Source organism: Virgibacillus sp. 6R (genome assembly GCF_001895305.1).
Classification (GTDB): Bacteria; Bacillota; Bacilli; order Bacillales; family Amphibacillaceae; genus Virgibacillus; species Virgibacillus pantothenticus.
On the sequence record NZ_CP017762.1, the window covers coordinates 2,931,993 to 2,951,233 of the forward strand.

The 19,241-nt window shown below is 36.6% G+C and carries 19 protein-coding genes, 1 pseudogene and 1 riboswitch; of the genes and pseudogenes, 14 read left to right on the forward strand and 6 right to left on the reverse strand.

Features of this window, described 5'->3' with window-relative positions; translation table 11 throughout:
* The first annotated feature begins 25 nt into the window (after positions 1-25).
* Both nhaC and BKP57_RS13340 read left to right on the forward strand, forming a co-directional pair.
* Positions 26-1,447, forward strand: a complete 1,422-nt coding sequence (gene nhaC / locus BKP57_RS13335; protein ID WP_050349904.1) for a Na+/H+ antiporter NhaC — start codon at positions 26-28, stop codon at positions 1,445-1,447.
* A 564-nt stretch (positions 1,448-2,011) separates the two neighbouring features.
* Positions 2,012-2,767 (forward strand): GNAT family N-acetyltransferase, encoded by a 756-nt coding sequence (locus BKP57_RS13340; protein WP_072741682.1) that lies wholly within the window; start codon positions 2,012-2,014, stop codon positions 2,765-2,767.
* A 430-nt stretch (positions 2,768-3,197) separates the two neighbouring features.
* On the opposite strand, the pseudogene BKP57_RS13350 reads toward BKP57_RS13340, so the two are convergent.
* Positions 3,198-4,743 (reverse strand): annotated as a pseudogene (locus BKP57_RS13350) (ABC-F family ATP-binding cassette domain-containing protein).
* 225 nt (positions 4,744-4,968) lie between these two features.
* Here BKP57_RS13350 and BKP57_RS22160 point away from each other — a divergent pair.
* The 6 genes from BKP57_RS22160 (at position 4,969) to qoxD (ending at position 10,028) form a co-directional block, all read left to right on the forward strand.
* Positions 4,969-5,106: a hypothetical protein gene (locus tag BKP57_RS22160; RefSeq protein ID WP_156875332.1), complete on the forward strand. Its 138-nt coding sequence runs from the start codon at positions 4,969-4,971 to the stop codon at positions 5,104-5,106.
* Positions 5,107-5,213: 107 nt separating this feature from the next.
* A complete protein-coding gene (locus BKP57_RS13355; protein ID WP_050349907.1) occupies positions 5,214-5,720 on the forward strand; it encodes an SdpI family protein in 507 nt (168 codons plus the stop codon).
* A gap of 491 nt (positions 5,721-6,211) precedes the next feature.
* Positions 6,212-7,153 carry a cytochrome aa3 quinol oxidase subunit II gene (qoxA, locus tag BKP57_RS13360; RefSeq protein ID WP_050349908.1) on the forward strand — a complete coding sequence of 314 codons (942 nt, stop codon included), beginning with the start codon at positions 6,212-6,214 and terminating at the stop codon, positions 7,151-7,153.
* A 47-nt stretch (positions 7,154-7,200) separates the two neighbouring features.
* Entirely contained in the window at positions 7,201-9,147 is a 1,947-nt protein-coding gene (gene qoxB / locus BKP57_RS13365) for a cytochrome aa3 quinol oxidase subunit I (protein WP_050349909.1), read from the forward strand.
* Positions 9,147-9,743 carry a cytochrome aa3 quinol oxidase subunit III gene (gene qoxC, locus BKP57_RS13370; RefSeq protein ID WP_050349910.1) on the forward strand — a complete coding sequence of 199 codons (597 nt, stop codon included), beginning with the start codon at positions 9,147-9,149 and terminating at the stop codon, positions 9,741-9,743. The genes qoxB and qoxC overlap by 1 nt, the downstream gene beginning before the upstream one ends.
* Entirely contained in the window at positions 9,744-10,028 is a 285-nt protein-coding gene (qoxD, locus tag BKP57_RS13375) for a cytochrome aa3 quinol oxidase subunit IV (protein ID WP_050349911.1), read from the forward strand. It abuts the gene before it with no gap.
* Positions 10,029-10,647: 619 nt separating this feature from the next.
* Here the strand turns inward: qoxD and BKP57_RS13380 are convergent.
* Positions 10,648-10,884 carry a hypothetical protein gene (locus BKP57_RS13380; RefSeq protein WP_072741684.1) on the reverse strand — a complete coding sequence of 79 codons (237 nt, stop codon included), beginning with the start codon at positions 10,882-10,884 and terminating at the stop codon, positions 10,648-10,650.
* A gap of 260 nt (positions 10,885-11,144) precedes the next feature.
* Between BKP57_RS13380 and BKP57_RS13385 the strand changes: the two genes are divergently transcribed.
* The 3 genes from BKP57_RS13385 (at position 11,145) to BKP57_RS13395 (ending at position 15,480) form a co-directional block, all read left to right on the forward strand.
* Entirely contained in the window at positions 11,145-11,537 is a 393-nt protein-coding gene (locus BKP57_RS13385; RefSeq protein ID WP_050349913.1) for an ArsR/SmtB family transcription factor, read from the forward strand.
* Positions 11,503-13,629: a heavy metal translocating P-type ATPase gene (locus BKP57_RS13390; RefSeq protein WP_072741685.1), complete on the forward strand. Its 2,127-nt coding sequence runs from the start codon at positions 11,503-11,505 to the stop codon at positions 13,627-13,629. The genes BKP57_RS13385 and BKP57_RS13390 overlap by 35 nt, the downstream gene beginning before the upstream one ends.
* A gap of 139 nt (positions 13,630-13,768) precedes the next feature.
* Positions 13,769-13,925: riboswitch (cyclic di-AMP (ydaO/yuaA leader) on the forward strand.
* 202 nt (positions 13,926-14,127) lie between these two features.
* Positions 14,128-15,480, forward strand: coding sequence for a TrkH family potassium uptake protein (locus tag BKP57_RS13395; protein WP_072741686.1), 1,353 nt, complete (start codon positions 14,128-14,130; stop codon positions 15,478-15,480).
* A 399-nt stretch (positions 15,481-15,879) separates the two neighbouring features.
* Here the strand turns inward: BKP57_RS13395 and BKP57_RS13400 are convergent, their stop codons facing one another.
* The 3 genes from BKP57_RS13400 to BKP57_RS13410 all read right to left on the reverse strand — a co-directional run bounded on the left by BKP57_RS13400 (position 15,880) and on the right by BKP57_RS13410 (position 18,015).
* On the reverse strand, positions 15,880-17,037 hold the full coding sequence (locus tag BKP57_RS13400) for a site-specific integrase (protein ID WP_072742435.1): 1,158 nt from the start codon (positions 17,035-17,037) through the stop codon (positions 15,880-15,882).
* 118 nt (positions 17,038-17,155) lie between these two features.
* Positions 17,156-17,575, reverse strand: coding sequence for an ImmA/IrrE family metallo-endopeptidase (locus BKP57_RS13405; RefSeq protein ID WP_072741687.1), 420 nt, complete (start codon positions 17,573-17,575; stop codon positions 17,156-17,158).
* 14 nt (positions 17,576-17,589) lie between these two features.
* On the reverse strand, positions 17,590-18,015 hold the full coding sequence (locus tag BKP57_RS13410; RefSeq protein ID WP_072741688.1) for a helix-turn-helix domain-containing protein: 426 nt from the start codon (positions 18,013-18,015) through the stop codon (positions 17,590-17,592).
* Between the two features lie 305 nt (positions 18,016-18,320).
* On the opposite strand from BKP57_RS13410, the gene BKP57_RS13415 reads away from it, so the two are divergent.
* The 3 genes from BKP57_RS13415 to BKP57_RS13425 are packed head-to-tail and all read left to right on the forward strand — an operon-like array spanning position 18,321 to position 19,026.
* Positions 18,321-18,506 (forward strand): helix-turn-helix transcriptional regulator, encoded by a 186-nt coding sequence (locus BKP57_RS13415; protein WP_072741689.1) that lies wholly within the window; start codon positions 18,321-18,323, stop codon positions 18,504-18,506.
* Entirely contained in the window at positions 18,507-18,779 is a 273-nt protein-coding gene (locus BKP57_RS13420) for a hypothetical protein (RefSeq protein WP_072741690.1), read from the forward strand.
* 52 nt (positions 18,780-18,831) lie between these two features.
* Positions 18,832-19,026: a hypothetical protein gene (locus BKP57_RS13425; RefSeq protein ID WP_072741691.1), complete on the forward strand. Its 195-nt coding sequence runs from the start codon at positions 18,832-18,834 to the stop codon at positions 19,024-19,026.
* Here BKP57_RS13425 and BKP57_RS13430 read toward each other — a convergent pair.
* Entirely contained in the window at positions 19,023-19,241 is a 219-nt protein-coding gene (locus BKP57_RS13430; protein WP_072741692.1) for a hypothetical protein, read from the reverse strand. The genes BKP57_RS13425 and BKP57_RS13430 overlap by 4 nt on opposite strands.

The following is a 19,241-nucleotide window of genomic DNA, read 5'->3' on the forward strand; positions in this document are numbered from 1 at the left end:
TGAATAATAAGAAGGGGAAGATGGTATGTATCGTATTAAAGCTGTGCAAGCAACACCACTTTGGGAAGCAATAATGATGACTGTATTTATTGTATGTATTATCAGTGCGAGTATTATTTTTTTGGAAGCAGCACCACATATTCCGCTCATTCTTTCTCTATTAACGCTATGTATTTACGGGCTTGCGAAAGGGAATTCTTATAAGGTATTGGAACAGGGAATTGTCGAAGGAGCAAAGTCGGGTATGGGGGCAATTTTTATTTTCTTCTTTATTGGAATATTAATTGCTGCGTGGATGATGGGTGGAACGATACCAACTCTAATGTATGCAGGTTTTGGATTGGTGGCACCGAGCTTTTATTTTGCTATTGTATTTGTAGTTACGGCACTTATTGGTGTTGTCGTAGGCAGTTCCTTAACTACGATCGCTACGGTAGGGGTAGCCTTTATCGGTGTTTCTGGTGCTGTTGATGTTTCTTTAGCTATTACTGCTGGTGCGATTGTGTCAGGGGCTTTTTTCGGTGATAAAATGTCGCCTCTATCGGATACGACCAATATGGCGTCATCCACATTGCAGGTCGATTTGTTTGCACATATTAAAAATATGATGGGAACAACAGTCCCAGCCTTTTTGATTTCGTTACTTATCTTTCTGATTATATCCCCAAACCTAACAGAAGCAAATTTCGGAAAAATGAATGAGTTCCAAAGTGGTTTATTGGATACCGGTTTAGTTCATTGGGCAAACGGTGTCATTCCACTGCTCGTTTTATTAGTGCTATCCGTTAAAAAGGTGCCGGCAATTTTAACCTTGACGGGAGGATCATTAGCTGCAATTGTGATGGCTTATTTTCATAGTGCGCCATCAATAGGAAATCTATTTGCTATACTTATGGATGGGTTTGTTTCAGAAACAGGAGTAGAGGGCATCGACTCCTTGCTGACACGTGGTGGGATTAATGGCATGTTGTTTACCATTAGCCTTGTGTTACTTGCTTTAAGTATGGGGGGCCTATTGTTTACACTTGGGATTATTCCACGATTACTTGCTTCGATCGATCATCTTTTGAATAAGGTGTTTTCTGTCATTTTAGCATCCGCAACCACCGCTATAGGAATTAACGTCTTAATTGGTGAACAGTATTTATCAATTCTATTAACCGGTGAAACGTACCAATCACGCTATGCTAGAGTAGGTCTTTCAAACAAAAATTTATCAAGAGTAGCGGAAGATGCAGGAACAGTGATTAACCCGCTTGTGCCATGGAGTGTATGTGGTGTTTTTATTACTTCTGTTTTGGGTGTATCCACATTGGCTTACTTGCCATTTGCTTTTTTCTGCGTACTTTCTCCATTGTTGACGGTGCTATATGGGTATACTGGTTGGACACTAACGTATAAAAAGCCAGAAGTTGGGGCGAACTCAAGTGAAGCGACAGGAACGTAATTCATGGATATTTATACGAATTCGTATGTAATGTTTAATTATCTGTTTTTTTGAACGGGTTTAGCGTCAATTAATGAAAAGGTTACTGAAGGCTGACTTCATAAATAAAGCATGATATATATTTTAAACGAACTAGGCATTTGTTATAGAAAACGCAAAGGACTTCCAGGAATTTGGGGGTCTTTTTCCCGTTTAGAAAAGTGGTAATTTATCTTAGCGGAATGGTTTTGAAAGAAGGAACAATGAATATGATTTTAATTCCTGTTTGCGAAGGGAGAGCAGAGGATATCTACTGTGGACTTTCTGGTAACAGCTATTAAAAAGACTAAATTTGTACGAATTAAAATACACTTGAGAAGAGTTTCCGTGAATATTTGACAGACTCCAAATTTCATAGATCTTCTGCAAAAATGAATAATTATAGTATAATAAAAAAGATGTCGTTTTTTGTTACGGCTATTGTAGTATAACTTATTCGCAAAAGGAAATGACAACCATTTACTACATTAAAACAGCATTACAATTACTATTATCTTTTAATTACGCAATGATAGGAGAATTATAATGTGTAAAATTAGTTTCGACCATATTTATCATGCAGGTGAAGTTGTTGCGCAATCGGATTTATATGTACATTATCAAAATCAGGACATGCTGTTACAGTATAATAGTAATTTCTTGCATTTTTTAAGGATGCCATCGTTGGAAGAATTTGAGCAAACAGCTGCTTATTTACATGATTTTCACTCAAGGCATGGACAGCATCATGTGAAGTTTACGTTTCCACAGAATATAAAGCCAACGGAAGAGCTGATTAAGCATTTCATAGAAAATAATTATAATTATAGATATCTGGAACTTTTTACCATAAAGCCTTCGGAATTTCCGCGTGTTGAAAAAGATTCAAATATAAGCATTCAATTTGTTACTGAAAATGAGTATATGGACTACTCAAATTTAAAATATCAGCAAGATGTGCTGTTTGGTAGCGAGTTTGCAAAAGCACAACGAGATGTATATAAAAAAGATTTTCAAAATCCAAATAAATGGCAAATCGTGTCATATTTCCGGGGAAATATTTCGGGTTGTGTAGACGTGATTATTGGAAAAGGCACAGCAGAGATCGACAATCTTTTTGTGCTTGAAGAATATCGTAAACAAGGCATAGGCAGTATGCTGCAACAATTTGTAATGGATCACTGTCCTGATAAATTAGTGATTTTAGTCGCTGATGGAGAAGATACACCACGGGAAATGTATATTAAACAAAGATATTGCTACCGTGGTTTCCAATATGAAGTGCAAAAGGTGTATTTGTAGAACCGCAGATAAGGTGCTGCTCCCACTTCAGGAGTTGGGCAATCTGTACGGAAACAAGTTTATGTGGGAGATAACAGCACCTAAATACACTATTTCGTAAAGGTCATCCCCTTGAGCTACTAACAAGCAGTGGGGGGGGATGAAAGAAAACTCTACTGATTGAAGGCTTACTTTACATTGACTGGAAGTATTAGTCCAATAAATTTGCTTTCATATTTGTTGTGAATTTAAGGAAAGAAATCACGTATATAAGGGGAAAACTTTTCATAAAAGACCCATTGGGTTTCTTTAGAAGTATAAAATCACCAGGAAAAGTTGTTCGGAGAATAGGACGTGGCATTATCTTTATTTCCATATAGTTGTTGGTAAACAACAGAGTAGCCACGCCATATTGACTGAATTTTTTGAACACCTAAGAAAGAAATACTACTTACTTCCATTCCTCCATATTCCAAACTCGGGTAATCCAGTCTTGGTAAAAATATCGTTCATGTGAAACAAGTATTAAAGTTCCTGTGTAGTTTTCTAATGCTTCTTTAAGTGCGTTTTTTGTTGCGATATCTAAATGATTTGTCGCCTCATCTAAGATGAGAAAATTGCTGTCTGCTAACATGAGTTTGCATAAGCGGACTTTCGTTTGCTCCCCACCGCTAAGTGAAGATAGCTCTTGAAATATATGTTCGGATCGTAGCCCGCAACGTGCCAATGTTTGCCTTACTTCCTTTTGTGTCAATTCAGGATATGCTGACCAAATTTCTTCTAAAGCGGTGTGCTTTCCGATCGCAGGCATTTCTTGTTCAAAATAAGCTGGAAGCAATCGGTCGCCTAACGATATGTTTCCGCTTATCGCTTGTAACCTTCCTAGCAATGTTTTTAAAGTAGTTGTTTTGCCGATCCCATTATGTCCTGCGAGCGCTATTTTTTCCCCGCGCTGCAATTTTACATTTACATTGGTAAATAGAGGTTTATCATAGCCAATCGTTAAGTTAGTCGCTTGAAGTACAATATTTTCCGGTTGTGTTGTAACGGTAAAGGAGAAAATAGGTTTTGGATTATGGCTAGGTTTTTCTATCCGTTCCATCTTATTTAGTTTTTTCTCCCGGCTTTTTAGCTTGCTTAGCGGTTGAAGCACGCGCTTTATTTTTTTGAATATACCCTTCAAGCTTGATTATTTCTTCCTGCTGTTTTTGATATTCGAGATGTATTTGTCTTCTGCGCATTTCATATGCTTGAAGAAATTGCTTATAGTTTCCTGGATATCTCGTTAATCATTTATGCTCTAAATGATAAATTATTTGCGCTACATCAGTTAAAAAGCTGGTGTCATGTGTTATGAGCATAAATGCATTTGGATACATTTGTAAATAAGTTGTGAGCCACTCAATATGGGCAGTGTCTAAATAATTTGTCGGTTCATCTAATAGTAAGACATCAGGCTGTTCCAACAACAGCTTGGCTAGTAGTAATTTTGTACGTTGTCCGCCACTTAATTGACTCACATCCGTTTCCAAACCTAACTGAGAAATACCAAGACCAGCAGCAACTTCTTCCACCTTTGCAGGGATACGATAAAAATCATGTTGATCTAATTTAGTCTGCAACTGGCTGTATTGCTGTAATAATTGCTGAAGTTCTTTCGTTTGCATTTGAGCCATTTTCTCTGTAATGGCCAGCATCTCTTCTTCTGCTCGAAATAAATCCTGAAACGCTCCTTGTAAAAATTTCCGTATGGATTGTCCAGTAGTTAATTGGATATGTTGTTCTAAATTTCCAACTTGAACTTTTGGATGCCAATTTACTTGTCCTTCATCTGGAATAACATCTCCAGTAAGAATGTGGAATAATGTTGATTTTCCTGCTCCGTTGGGACCAACAAGTCCAATATGCTCTCCTTTAAGTAAACGAAATGATATATCTTTTAACACCATTTTGTCGCCAAAGCTATGGCTTAGGTTTTGCACGTCCAGTATACTCATGGGTTTTTCTCCTTTTTGTAAAATGTTCGTAATAAAAAACAACACTTTGCCTGCAAGTACAAGGAGATAACATACCTTTTCAATGGACCAAAAGGCAGATATACATTTGGAACATACAACTCTCGCTTTTTTCATATTGACATATAAAAAAGCAGAGCGCACCGCCCTGCTCAAAAAGATATAGATGCCGAATAGAAGATATATCGTCCATCTTACCGTTATTTCATGAGTTCAGGTGATTATCCGCTGCTTGTAATTGCAAGGCTTGTTTTGAAAAATGGGCATACTTCTCCCGTCTTTAAGCACAAGCAATTTGAAGCACAGCAGATAATAACATGGATCACCCTCACTCCTTTAGTTTAAACTTTGAAAAATTTAATATAACTATAGCATAGGGACGTACAGTAATTCAATATTTTGGTGAAACTTTTTTATGCTTACAGCGTATGGAAAGGAGAGGAGGAGAAGTGATGAGCTATTCCAAGAAGCAGCCAAAGTTTAAACTTCCAAAGACGAGAGGGGAGAGAATGTGGAATGTTATCGGTTATTCTATTTTTTTTGGGACGCTGATTTTTATTATTTTCATATGGCGTGATATACCTGATCGAATTCCTGCTCATTATAATGCTGCTGGTGATATTACTCGCTGGGGATCGAAATGGGAGTTGCTTATTTTGCTGATTCCTGGAGTTTTTATAGCAATATTTATGGGGATTGCTGAGAAGCATCCCGAATCACATAATTATCCAAAGCGTTTTAATGAAGCGAATGCAAAAAAGTTTTATTTGAACAGTAGAAAAATGATAAATCAGTTAAAAAATATTTGTATGATCATTTTTGCTTTTCTCGCTTTAGAAAGCGTTTTTATTGCATTGGATTGGTGGGATGGTCTAGGTAATTGGACGTTACCTGTCCTTGTTATTGGTGCATTAATGCCTATATTCCTTGGATTAATCAAACGAAAGAACATCGAGTAATTATAGAATCTGCACATGTTGCAGTAAGAAAGGGCTTCATAGATTATTTTTACTTCAATTAAATAAACAATAATGCATTACCCGCTTGGTAAAAACAATATTTGCAAGCGAGTAAAACTAGTTAACCATAGCATCTTTTGCTGTGGTATTTTCTAATGGTTATTAACTGAGTATGATACTAAATGATCGTTTTATGTTTAAAATTAATTTTGGTGTAATACATCTTATCAATTGTGAATTGTTGAGCTTAATTCTTCATTATATACACTCTTTTACAAGTGTTTATTTATAATTATTATTAAAAGACACAATTAATACAAAAAAAGTTCGACATTTTGTTACATTTTTAGTGAACATTTTTTGACGGTTGGGGTATGGGGGTTGTATTCAATTTTTCTAAGCTTTAAGATTAAAAAACGGAAATTTGAAGGAAGCATAAATTTTATCCAAATATAATTACACAACAAGAATTAGGGGGAGGGGTATCTCTTATGAAATTGAAATGGGCCATAATAGGGGCTCTAATCACTGTAATAGCTTTGTTGACTGGCTGTGAACCGTTAACTGTACTTGATCCAAAGGGACCACAGGCACAAACACAAGCAGATGTGATTTGGATTTCTATTGCTATCATGGCGTTTATCGTTATTACCGTATTTGTTATGTTAGTCTATTTACTTATTAAATATCGTGGGTCGAAACAACCGGATTCCTACGAGCCTCCACATATTGAAGGAAATAAAGTAGTGGAAGCTATCGTTGTTGGAATACCGGTCATTATTGTGGCTGTACTATCAGTTATTTCCGTAAAAAGCACTTACGAAGTAGAGGCAAAGCCTGAAGGTTATGGAGATAAAGAACCATTAGTTGTCTACGCTTCTTCTTCCGATTGGAAATGGCATTTCAGTTACCCAGAACAGGATATTGAAACAGTAAACTATCTCTATATACCAACTGATAGACCGCTGGAATTCAAGTTGTATTCCTATGGACCGATTACAAGCTTTTGGATCCCGCAGCTTGGCGGACAAAAATATGCGATGTCTGATATGATTACGACATTGCACTTAGGTGCTGATGCTCCTGGTGAATTTATGGGACGTAATGCGAACTTTAGTGGAGAGGGCTTTGCTGAAAATACGTTTAACGTAAAGGCGATGCCACAAGAGGAATTTGATGAGTGGGTGAAAGAAGTAAAACAAACTGCTGAACCACTGACAGAACAAAAATTCGATGAATTATTGGAACCCGGTCATTTAGGACAATTAACGTTTACTGGGACACACTTGGATTTTATGCCACCTCCTGAGGGGCATCATGGAGGGCATGGTGCAGACGACAAAAAGAATAGTCACTCATCCCATGAAAGCACCAGCTCTGAACATGCAGAACATGAAGAGGAAGGTGCAGAGCACGAAGCGCATAACGAGTAATCTGTACGAGGTTTTACAACAAGATTTTCCAGGAGGGAGAAGAGAGAATGGAATTTTTTGAACGATTTGCCGTACCGCATCCCAGTCCTGCTATATATGCCTCTATGGTTGCTATAGCTTTAACTTCTATTGCAATTGTAGCAGGGTTAACCTATTTTAAAAAATGGGGCTATTTATGGCGTGAGTGGCTGACGACGGTTGATCATAAGAAAATAGGTATCATGTATATGATTTCCGCATTATTAATGCTATTCCGCGGAGGAGCAGATGTATTAATGATGCGGGCACAAACAGCTGTGCCTGAAAATACATTGCTTGATGCACAGCATTATAATGAAATATTTACAACGCACGGTGTAGTCATGATTATATTCATGGCAATGGCGTTTATCATTGCGTTAATGAACTTTGTCATACCGTTACAAATCGGTGCTCGGGATGTTGCATTTCCGCGATTGAATGCACTGAGCTTCTGGCTTTATTTTATGGGAGCTATGCTGCTCAATATATCATTTGTTATTGGTGGATCACCAAGCTCTGGGTGGACGTCTTATTTCCCGCTTGCTGGTAATGAGCTAAGTCAATCTGTAGGTACTAATTACTACATGCTTTCTCTGCAAATTTCAGGGTTAGGCACTCTAATTACTGGGATTAATTTTATTGTGACGATCCTTAAAATGCGAGCTCCAGGCATGACATTAATGAAAATGCCAATGTTCTCATGGGCTGGTTTAATTACCAATGTCATCATTGTATTTGCCTTTCCTGTATTGACAGTTGCATTAGCAATGGGAACCATGGATCGCTTGTTTGCTACAAATTTCTTTACCACAACAAATGGTGGTATGGATATGCTTTGGGCTAACTTATTTTGGGTTTGGGGCCATCCGGAAGTATATATTTTAATTTTACCTGCTTTCGGTATTTATAGTGAAATTATCCCAACCTTCTCACGTAGAAATCTGTATGGTTATAACACGATGGTTATTTCCATGGTAGTTATCTCATTACTATCTTTTCTTGTTTGGGTACATCACTTCTTTACAATGGGGCAGGGTGCATTAGTTAATAGTATTTTCTCCATTACAACAATGGCGATAGCCGTTCCAACAGGAATAAAAATATTTAACTGGTTATTTACGATGTGGAAAGGGAAGATTCAGTTCACTGTACCAATGTTATACTCGTTAGGATTTATTCCGATTTTTACCATTGGTGGTGTAACTGGGGTTATGCTTGGTATGGCTTCCGCTGACTATCAATATCATAATACGATGTTTTTAGTTGCTCACTTCCACTTAGTAATTATTCCAGGGGTTGTCTTTGCAATGCTTGCTGGTTTGACTTACTGGTGGCCGAAAATGTTTGGGTTTATGTTAAATGAACGTATTGGAAAGTGGGCTTTTTGGTTTATTGCAGGTGGCACATGTTTAGCGTTTTTCCCAATGTTTATTTCCGGCTTAGATGGGCAAGCGCGTCGGATGTACACCTACTCAGAAGCAACTGGTTTTGGAATATGGAATATGCTCTCATTTATCGGTGCAATCGGGTTGGCAATAGGGTTCATTCTTATTGTGTACAATATCTACTATAGTACTCGATATGCTTCCAGAGATATTGGTGATGACCCGTGGGATGCACGTTCTTTAGAATGGGCTACACATAATCCAGTACCTGAATATAACTTTGCTATTACACCGCAAGTAAATTCCAGACAGGCTTTCTGGGATGCAAAGAAAAATGGCCATAAATTATTTAAGGGTGGCTATAAAGAAATTCATATGCCGAACAATAGCGGTGTGCCATTTATCATGGCTGTCTTTTTCTTCATCTTTGGTTTCGGATTTGTATTTAGTATGTGGATAACAGTCATTGCTTCATTGATCGGTATTATTGCTTGTTTAATCCACCGTTCATTTGAAAAGGATCATGGCTATCATATTTCGGCAGAAGAACTTGAAAAATCAGAAGTAGAATTGCGGGGTGCTAAATAGTGAATATCGATAAGACACAGCCGCTTGAATATAGTACAGAACAAGGACGCTTAAATATTTTAGGCTTTTGGATATTTATTGGAGCAGAAGTGATGTTATTCGCTACGCTCTTTGCTTCCTATTTTACTTTGGTTGATCGTACAGGAAATGGACCATCTGGCTCTGAGATTTTTGAAATCACACCTGTATTAATTGAAACACTGGTCTTATTAACGAGTAGTTTTACCATTGGACTTGGGGTCCATGCGATGAGAATTGGCAATAAGAAAGCGATGATGTCCTTTTTCGCCATTACACTCGTTTTGGGCGCAGCTTTCTTAGGTGTTGAAATCTATGAATTTGTGCATTATGTGCATGTCGGTGCAGGCCTCCAGGTGAGTGCTTTCACTTCGATTCTATTAACGACTTTAGGAACGCACGGATTGCACGTGACATTCGGACTATTTTGGGGAATTATGATTTTAATGCAAGTGAAAAAACGTGGATTGACTCCACAAACGGCTAATAAATCATTTATTTTCTCGCTTTACTGGCACTTCTTAGACGTTGTTTGGATCTTCATTTTCAGCTTCGTCTACTTGAAAGGAATGATGTAAATGAAGGAATTATTTCCAGCCAAACACGTTATGGGTTTTGTGTTTTCACTCATTCTGACAGGTGTCGCGTTGCTAGTGTATTTCATGGATATGTCATTTACTGCAGGAATGACGGTACTTTTAATCACAGCGTTTGCCCAAGCAACATTGCAATTAGTGCTGTTTATGCATGCTGGTGAATCTGAGGATAAAGGTTCGATTTATACTAGTGTACTTTACGGAATTATCATTGCCGTTCTTACTGTGCTAGGTACGCTATTGGCTATGATTTGGGGATATGTATAAAATAAAAGAGGACTCTTCTAAAAGTTCATTTCGAATTTTTAGAGAGTCCTTTTATCCTGTATATAAGGTGCTTAAGCCTCCCGCTTAGGAGTTGGATAATCTGTATTTGTAACAAGTCTAAGTGGGAGAGAGCAGCACCTAAATGCCCTATTTCGTAAGGGGTCTTTAGGTCATACCATTACAGTACTAACCAAGCCGTGGGATGAATATACCCCACTGGTTAAAGAGATTCACTTTATCATAGCTTTCTTCATTAGAGCTAGTATCTTGTAAACATCTAAGCTCCATATGTATATGACTTGTGGATAATTTCTGCACTTTTTCTGGATAGAGCTGATGTTAGATTAAGGTAAAATAATGCTGCTTACTTAAATGGGAAATGTTATAAACTGCAAAATCCCTCCATATTAATTTCCGACATCTATGGTAAAGTGGTTTTATCTCACAAGCCATTATAAGAATGCTTACCTATTACGTATATTTTTTTAGTTAAACACTATTTTCTATGCTAAGTCAAAAACTTAAAACCAGAGAGGGTGTGAAAAATAACCGTATACATAAAGGAAGCCGTCTGCATACACAATGCAAACGGCTAGAGATATGATATTCGAGAAGTACGTTAAAATTTAGAATACATTTTTTCCTTTTTCTTTCTGTTATCAATCATTTCTTCTGTAGCTACTAAAAATACTCCCATTAGAAAAATGAACACAGCACCCATGACAGTGCCAATGCCAATTCCAGTAATATAACTGTAATCGCTTACAAAAAACCCATACAAAAATATTGCGATTCCAATCAGTAATGTACTTGCTCCAACATATTTCGTTGCATTTAACAGCTTTTCATTTTTCATGTGGTCCTTCACTCCTTTAAGAAAAGGTAACAAAAATTCATATTCTTTTGGTTGAAGTTCTTATTTGATAATGTTCGTGCATGTATTGCTAATTCAAAACCAATATTTCAATTTAAAGTATTTTCTTTATTATCAATCATGTTCACAAATTTGTCAAATTTAACATCTGACTTCATACCGTACATTGACAATTAAATTGGAAAATCATACACTATAAACAAACAATCAAATAACTATTTGACTATAAGGGTGATGAAGGTATGAAAACGGATGCAGATAAAAAAGAAAAACAATCCGATGTTTGTGAGACTTTTTGTTATGACGAGAATACCGTAAATCGAATTCGTCCGAAAATAGACAAAATGGATGGTGTTGAACAAATATTTAAAGCCTTAGCAGATGCTACGAGGTTGAAAATTGCTTACGCTTTAACGTTAGAAAGAGAGCTATGTGTTTGCGATATTGCCAATATCATTGGCGCAACGAAGGCTACTGCATCGCACCACTTGCGACTATTACGAAATATGGGATTGGCGAAGCACCGAAAAGAAGGGAAGCTTGTTTTCTATTCCTTAGAAGATGAGCATGTGCATCAGTTAGTAACGATAGCTACAGTTCATGCAAAAGAAGGTGTTGACAGTGGCGGAAAATAAGCACGTTTATCGCTTACAAGGGTTATCTTGTACGAATTGTGCTGCAAAATTCGAAAAAAATATCCGAGGTATTGAAACGGTAGAAGACGTACAATTGAATTTTGGAGCCTCTAAAGTTACAATTCATGGGGAAGCCTCCGTGGAACAGTTGGAAGCTGCTGGAGCTTTTGATGGAATTAAAATTTTTCCAGAACGACAGCGTATGGAAGAACAAAAACAACCTTTTTGGAAAAAGAAAAGTAATGTCACCACGTTGCTATCCTTTTTATTAACAGTTTTAGGATATGTATTTTTATTTCGAGCTGGTGAAAGTAATCTTGCAACAGTAAGTACATTTGCTGCTGCGATTCTTATTGGGGGATGGGATCTGTTTCGAAGCGGTTTCAAAAATCTGTTAAAATTTGAGTTTGATATGAAAACGTTAATGACTATCGCCATTATTGGAGCTGCGATTATCGGGGAATGGGCAGAAGGGGCTGTCGTTGTTTTCTTATTTGCTGTAAGTGAAGCGCTAGAAGGCTATTCGATGGAAAAAGCACGCCAATCGATCCGTTCTTTGATGGATGTAGCTCCAAATAGAGCGACTATCAGAAGGGGAGATTCCCTCATTGAAATTGATGTCGAAGATGTACAAGTGAATGATGTCATGGTCATCAAGCCAGGAGAAAAAATTGCCATGGATGGTGAAGTTATAAAAGGAGAATCTTCTATTAATCAGGCTGCAATCACAGGTGAGTCCATACCCATATATAAAACGGCAGGAGATGAAGTATTTGCAGGTACATTAAATGAAGAAGGTTCATTAGAAATTCGAGTTACCAAATATGCAAATGACACTACGATTGCTAAAATTATTCATTTAGTAGAAGAAGCGCAGGCCGAAAAGGCACCTTCTCAACAATTTGTTGATCGCTTTGCAAAATATTACACCCCTGCAATTATTATTATTGCCTTTTTAGTTGCTGTTATACCACCGTTATTTTTTGGTGCTGTTTGGTCAGAATGGATTTATAATGGATTGGCGGTACTCGTTGTAGGATGTCCTTGTGCACTGGTCATTTCGACACCAGTAGCCATTGTAACTGCAATTGGTAACGCCGCACGTAAAGGAGTCTTAATTAAAGGCGGTATTCATTTAGAAGAAGCAGGCAAATTAGAAGTAGTTGCATTTGATAAAACAGGAACAATAACGGAAGGAAAGCCGGTTGTCACCGATATTATCTCATTAGGAAATATGTCTAAATCGGATGTATTAGCATACGCAGCAGCCATTGAAGCCTATTCACAACACCCGCTAGCCTCTTCTATACTACAGAAAGCGAAGGCAGATAAAGTAAACGAATTGCATGCCGATAATTTTATGTCCTTTACTGGGAAAGGAGCTAAGGCAATGATTGATGAAATAGAGTATATGATCGGCAGTCCTGCCTTATTTCAAGGTAAGGCGCATATGCTAAAGGAGTTACAGATGCAAATTCGTACGCTGCAAACACAAGGTAAAACGGTTATGCTGTTTGGAACGGCAACTAGTATTGAAGGGTTAATTGCTGTTGCAGATCAGGTACGTAAAGACAGTTCATCCATGATTGATAAGCTTCATCAGCTCGGTAAGCGAACGGTTATGCTTACAGGAGATAATCAAGCTACTGGTTCAGCTATTGGACGTGAGGTTGGTATAAGCGAGACAAAGTCCGAGCTTTTACCGCAAGATAAATTAACGGCTATCCAAGAATTGAAACAGCAATATGGAAAAGTTGCTATGGTTGGTGATGGTATTAATGATGCTCCTGCTTTAGCAGCAGCAGATGTCGGGATTGCCATGGGCGGTGCTGGAACGGATACAGCCATGGAAACTGCTGATGTTGCGTTAATGGCTGATGATTTAAACAAACTTCCATATACGATGGGGTTAAGTAAACAGACATTAGCGATCATAAAACAGAATATTAGTTTTGCACTAGGCTTAAAAGTGATCGCACTTCTCTTAGTTATTCCAGGCTGGCTCACCTTATGGCTGGCTATATTTGCTGATATGGGAGCTACACTATTGGTCGTATTTAATTCATTACGTTTAATGCGCGCAAGAAAATAACCATAAAGAGCTTGCTCTTTATGGTTATTTTTGTCAATTCGCCGGAGTTCACAAGTAAAAAAACTAGTAAAAAATATATTGACAACCTTATAAAATCGGAGTAAATTATAGCTTATCGTAAGAAGAATAAAATGAATCCATGTACCTTTTGCTGAATCTTTTTGAGCGGGGGAACCAATGAAAGATAGGTCAATGAAATCATCGTTTTTGGCCTTGGGGTGAATTCTTTTTTGAGGAAGGGGCGCTCTCCATCCCTAACCCGACAGCTAACCTCGTAAGCATTGATAAAGTTAGGAGAGAGGTCCTAGGGAAATCAGCAAACCTTTGAGACCATATTTGTGATGGTCTTTTTATATGAAACAAAGCATTTAGGTATGGATAGAAAGAAGGATGCAACATGATTGTAACAACAAATGTAAAAATTGACTCAGAAAGTATTAATGTAGTATTAAATGGTGCGCAAAAACATCGGGTCGTTAGCAAAAAGGGGTGGGTACGATGAAGAAGATTATCTCTTTACATCCATTACGTGGAATAATTATTTATTTTAATCCACCTCAAATTCTTGCAATCACGTTCTTGTTTTTAATTTTAATTGGAACTTTACTTTTAAAAGTTCCTACAGCCACGTATGAACCGATTTCTTGGTTGGATGCTTGGTTTACTGCTACATCAGCAATAACTGTTACTGGTTTAGTTGTTGTCGATACGGGTTCAACTTATACGTTGTTTGGAGAAATTGTAATTATGTTTTTAATGCAAATTGGCGGTTTAGGACTCATGACATTTTCCGTCCTCATTTTAATGATGATGCGTAAGAAAATAGGTTTGCGACAAAGGCTATTAACGCAGGAGTCTTTGAATTTAAATCAAACTTCTTTAGGTGGATTGCTACGACTTGTGAAGCTATTATTCATCTTTTCTATTACGATTGAAGCAATTGCCTTTTTATGCTTATCTTTTAAATGGGTTCCAGAGTTTGGCTGGTCTGACGGTTTAAACCAAAGTTTATTTCATAGCATATCAGCTTTTAATAATGCTGGGTTTTCTCTCTGGTCTGATAGCCTATCACAGTATGTAGGGGATCCACTTGTAAATATTGTAATTACAAGCTTATTTATTACAGGTGGACTCGGGTTTACCGTCTTAGTTGATATTTGGGATAAAAAAGGGTTTCAAAAATTATCATTACATTCCAAATTAATGCTATCTGGAACCTTAGTCATCAATATTATTGCATTGTTCGTCTTGTTTTTCCTAGAGTATGGCAATCCTGAAACAATCGGTAATTTATCTTTTGTTGATAAACTATGGGGCTCTTATTTTCAAGCAGTTACACCAAGAACCGCAGGCTTTAATTCACTGGATATCACTGAAATGACTGTACCTTCTATACTGCTAATGATGCTACTTATGTTTATCGGAGCGGGTAGTGGCTCTACTGGAAGTGGAATAAAGGTGACAACGTTTGTTGTTATGCTTTTAGCTACTGCTTCATTTTTGCGTGGAAAAAGTGAAACGACAGCGTTTAAACGGACGATAAAACTTCATATTATTATCCGAGCTTTGTCAATTATGATGATTAGTATAAGTTTAATCTTTTTAGCTATCTTCATATTAACCATTACGGAAAGGGCTCCTTTTCTTTCGATTGCATTTGAAGTCATTTCTGCTTTTGGTACAGTCGGAATTTCAATGGGTTTAACAGGAGATTTAACTACCATCGGTAAGATAGTCATTATGATAATGATGTTTATTGGCAGAATAGGACCGCTTACCATGGCGTTTGTCTTTGCTAAACGTAGACAATCATCGGTCCGTTATCCAGAGGAAGATGTATTCACTGGTTAAGGAGGTGGCTTATTGCTGCCTTCTGTTTTTACATAGATGGTACATTTGTCATATCCATTGGTTACGAAGAACAGTGTACTTTCCTAATTCCTTGTTTTACTACTCCCAAGGTAGGAACGGGATCGCCATTGGAAGCAGCACCTGTCGTTGCTTATTAAGGTGCTTGCACGAATGTTTAAAATGGATGATTTGGTATTGGAATAGGATCTACACCCAAAGTTTTAAGCTTGGTCAGTTAATGTACGGTGAGGAAATTTCAAAGAGAATTTTTTTATTTTAGTACCTTGCAATATTCAATACTAAAGTATATTATATATATAATATCAAACCTTGAAAATTCGTTGATGTCAAAGGCTTTGAGAGAGATAAAATATAAACCTCCCCCAAAACCTCCCCCAATTACTGTATTGCATCTAAATCCACACTGCTAGTAAACCCTTTTACCGATTCGTTTTCCAGCTTATCAAATGAATGACCGTAAACATTGTAAATCATTTGAGGTGAATTACCTAGACGTTCTGCTATTTCAATTACAGGAACGCGATTACCGATTAAAATTGTTGCATGTGTATGCCGCAATCCATGTGGGGTAATCTCTTTAATTCCTATTTTTTTAAACAAGTTTCTAAACGCTCTATTTAGTATATAGTCATGGCATGGTCTTCCGTCTCTGTTTATAAAAATTATGTCATCCTCATTTAAATGCGAACCTAAAGACAACTTAATTTCTTTGCACCAAAGTTGATATGTTTTTAACTGATTAACCAATACATCGTCTACTTTAATATTTCTATAGCTTTTTTCACTCTTAGGGGTGCGAACGCCATGTATATCCCTAGTTCGGTTTACAGTTATAGTTTTCTTTTTGAAGCAAACATCATTCCATTGTAAACCAAATGCTTCTCCCTTGCGGAAACCGGTAAAAGTAAGCAATAATGTTAATGTGTAACTCGTAATCGATAGATACTTCTTGGCAGCCGGAAGAAAAATATTCAATTCATCAGGAGTTAAGAAGTTTCTATCTTCTTTTTTCTCTTTCTGAATTTTAATTTTGGTGAAGCGGTTTCTATCTAATATCTCATCATCTACAGCTGCATTGATAGCGGCTTTAAAAATTCTATGCAGTAATTGAACAGTGCTGGGTTCCATACGAGCTAAAAGTTTATTTATAAAAACTCGTTTATAAGTGGTTTTATCTAATTGTGTTAGTTTATAATTACCAATTAAGGGCTTTATGCGTGATTTGATAACACCTTTACGATGATCTTTAGTTGATTTCTTCCATTCATTTTTATGTGTTTCATACCAAATGTCTAACCATTCCGCAACTGTTAAATTAGATTTTTCAACTTGTCTTACATTACCATTCAAAATGTTTGTTTTAACATCCAACAACTCTCTATATGCTTCATCCTCTGATTTAAAACCTTGCTTATATTTTTCCTTTCTCTTACCTAATGCATCATAATATCTGTGTCTATAACACCATAACTTTTCCTTTTTAGCATTAAAGTAATAGTACAACTCTTTATCTTTTTTACTATTATACAATTTCATCGTTATCTTTCCCTTCTTTTGCGCGGACAGGCGTTCAAAATAGGGGGGAGATATCGGTTGCATAATTGTGTCAGCACCACCTCCTTTAAAAAAAAGAAACATTTGTTCTGTTTCGTGGTTAAAAAATTTTATGGGCGTGTGAAGTTAATAATTCCATAGGAATGCCATATTGTTCAATTGCTTCTTCTTTTGTAACGCATTCATTTACAGATGAAAACAATAAACTCATTGCCCAAAAATTTGCTTCTAATTCAATTTTTTCATTTGAAAATAACGTTTGTTTTTTTAAGAAAGAAGAATTACTACTCGGATGGAGTATAGCGTGCCCAAGTTCATGCGCGCATGTGAAAACTTGTTGTTCTTCTGATGAATTTTCATTGATGTGGATAACTTGAAAACGGTGAGACTTGCTATAATAGCCAAGAATATCACCCAAATTTTCATATACGACTATTATGTTTAATGCTTCTGCGATTCTGAAAGGATCATTAGTTTGATATTTTTCAATGAGCTGTCTCACATTTTCTTTTATATCCATCAACCAATACACCCCTAATTGCGATGTTTATAAGATGTGAATTTTTTCTTAGCTAGCCTTTTGGTTAATCGTAATGTATTTTCCCATGATGCAATTAATAATTCTCTATCTTCTTCGCTTAGTTCATCTAACACCTTTCCATCGAAAGCAGCGAAAGCATTATCTACATCTTCACCATCAATAACTTTTTTAAGCTCTCTTTGTATCTCGCGTTCATCTTTCTCGGTTAGATCATAATATCTTTTTTTGTCTGTGCGACCGAGTAGGTAGTCAGTGGATACATCGAAGAAATCGGCTACTTTCTTTAAGTTTGCTCCGTTAGGTGTTTTTTTCTTCCATGAATAAAGTGAGTTTCTGCCAAAACCTAGTTTTTCTTCCAATTCTACCACTGAAATTTTCTGCTCTTCGCATAATTTTTTCACTCTATCAAACGTAGTCATATCAACCATCCTAGTTGCTGACCAAGATTATTTTTAAACTTTAATAAAGAAAAGTGTTGACATCTATTTTAAAGTTTAATATACTCTAGGTAAGCTATTTGATTATCTAAAAAAGACATTAAAAAAATACGACCTCTTAAAATACATTTTTGACGTTGGGGAACGGAATAAATGTTATTTATAGGCTTATTAAAGTCTTATTTAGGTATGTCTGTATTCTACATTAAAGTTTAAAATGTGTCAACACTTTTAGCTAATCTTTTAGCTTATTAATTAAACAACTTGGCGTAGGGGGTGTGAATAAAATGGAAAATGATTTTGGGAAAAAGGTAAAAATGTGGCTATTACTTAACGACATGCAACAAAAAGACTTAGCTAAAATGCTAGGTATTTCCAGACCTTACCTATCTGACATCCTTCTTGGAAAAAGAAATGGCAAGAAAGTCAGAGAGAAGATTTTAAAAATCATAAACATGAAGGAGGTGTCTTAATTGCCAATAGCGGAGGTCAATATCGATGTAGATCAATTAGAAATAAGGAAGTACATCAATGAAAAGTTAGATGAAACGTTAAAAAGCGCACTTTTTGTTTGGGATATTGAAGAAATGTCCAAAAGAACGTGCATGAGTAAATCCTTCTTAGAAAATGAATTTTTACACGATCCAAGAATGAAGCTTCTTGAAAGAAGAAAGGAAAAGGGTAAAAGGTTTTGGTTTTATGAGCAAAGTTTAGAAGCAATGAAAGAAATTATGGACGAATGGTAATAAAAATAAGCGCGGACAGGCGTTTGAAAAATAGATTGAAGGAGGAAGCTAAATGAAAAGAATTCAATTATCTGATGGAATGCCAACGAGTGTTAGAAGAGTGGAACTTAATCCGAAAACGCTTAATTTATTAGAAAAAATTAAAGAAGAATGCTCAAAGAGTGGCTTGAGTTATGTAAAAGTAAATAAAGCCCTTCATTTGGCAGATGAAGAGCTTTATAAAGAAGCTATTAATAAGAATCTTTAAAAATCATCAAACTCATCTTCTTCATTCTTGTAATCGTCATATTGGGTTTGATTGGCTCCTACAACATAAGTGGTGTTGTAGTAAAACTGACCATTGTGAATATCAACAACTTTTGTGCCGACGTGTAATAAAGTCCAACCTTTTTCTAAGTATTCGTTTGCGCGAGAATTGGCTGGGTCATCGTCGAATTCCAAAGTAAAGACTATGTCTTTCAC

Bases quoted from the DNA above. Each gene is read 5' to 3' on its own strand.
- nhaC (WP_050349904.1), top strand. From the start codon at position 26: ATGTATCGTATTAAAGCTGTGCAAGCAACACCACTTTGGGAAGCAATA.
- BKP57_RS13340 (WP_072741682.1), top strand. From the start codon at position 2,012: ATGTGTAAAATTAGTTTCGACCATATTTATCATGCAGGTGAAGTTGTT.
- BKP57_RS22160 (WP_156875332.1), top strand. From the start codon at position 4,969: ATGAGTTCAGGTGATTATCCGCTGCTTGTAATTGCAAGGCTTGTTTTG.
- BKP57_RS13355 (WP_050349907.1), top strand. From the start codon at position 5,214: ATGAGCTATTCCAAGAAGCAGCCAAAGTTTAAACTTCCAAAGACGAGA.
- qoxA (WP_050349908.1), top strand. From the start codon at position 6,212: ATGAAATTGAAATGGGCCATAATAGGGGCTCTAATCACTGTAATAGCT.
- qoxB (WP_050349909.1), top strand. From the start codon at position 7,201: ATGGAATTTTTTGAACGATTTGCCGTACCGCATCCCAGTCCTGCTATA.
- qoxD (WP_050349911.1), top strand. From the start codon at position 9,744: ATGAAGGAATTATTTCCAGCCAAACACGTTATGGGTTTTGTGTTTTCA.
- BKP57_RS13380 (WP_072741684.1), bottom strand. From the start codon at position 10,884: ATGAAAAATGAAAAGCTGTTAAATGCAACGAAATATGTTGGAGCAAGT.
- BKP57_RS13385 (WP_050349913.1), top strand. From the start codon at position 11,145: ATGAAAACGGATGCAGATAAAAAAGAAAAACAATCCGATGTTTGTGAG.
- BKP57_RS13390 (WP_072741685.1), top strand. From the start codon at position 11,503: ATGCAAAAGAAGGTGTTGACAGTGGCGGAAAATAAGCACGTTTATCGC.
- BKP57_RS13395 (WP_072741686.1), top strand. From the start codon at position 14,128: ATGAAGAAGATTATCTCTTTACATCCATTACGTGGAATAATTATTTAT.
- BKP57_RS13400 (WP_072742435.1), bottom strand. From the start codon at position 17,037: ATGAAATTGTATAATAGTAAAAAAGATAAAGAGTTGTACTATTACTTT.
- BKP57_RS13405 (WP_072741687.1), bottom strand. From the start codon at position 17,575: ATGGATATAAAAGAAAATGTGAGACAGCTCATTGAAAAATATCAAACT.
- BKP57_RS13410 (WP_072741688.1), bottom strand. From the start codon at position 18,015: ATGACTACGTTTGATAGAGTGAAAAAATTATGCGAAGAGCAGAAAATT.
- BKP57_RS13415 (WP_072741689.1), top strand. From the start codon at position 18,321: ATGGAAAATGATTTTGGGAAAAAGGTAAAAATGTGGCTATTACTTAAC.
- BKP57_RS13425 (WP_072741691.1), top strand. From the start codon at position 18,832: ATGAAAAGAATTCAATTATCTGATGGAATGCCAACGAGTGTTAGAAGA.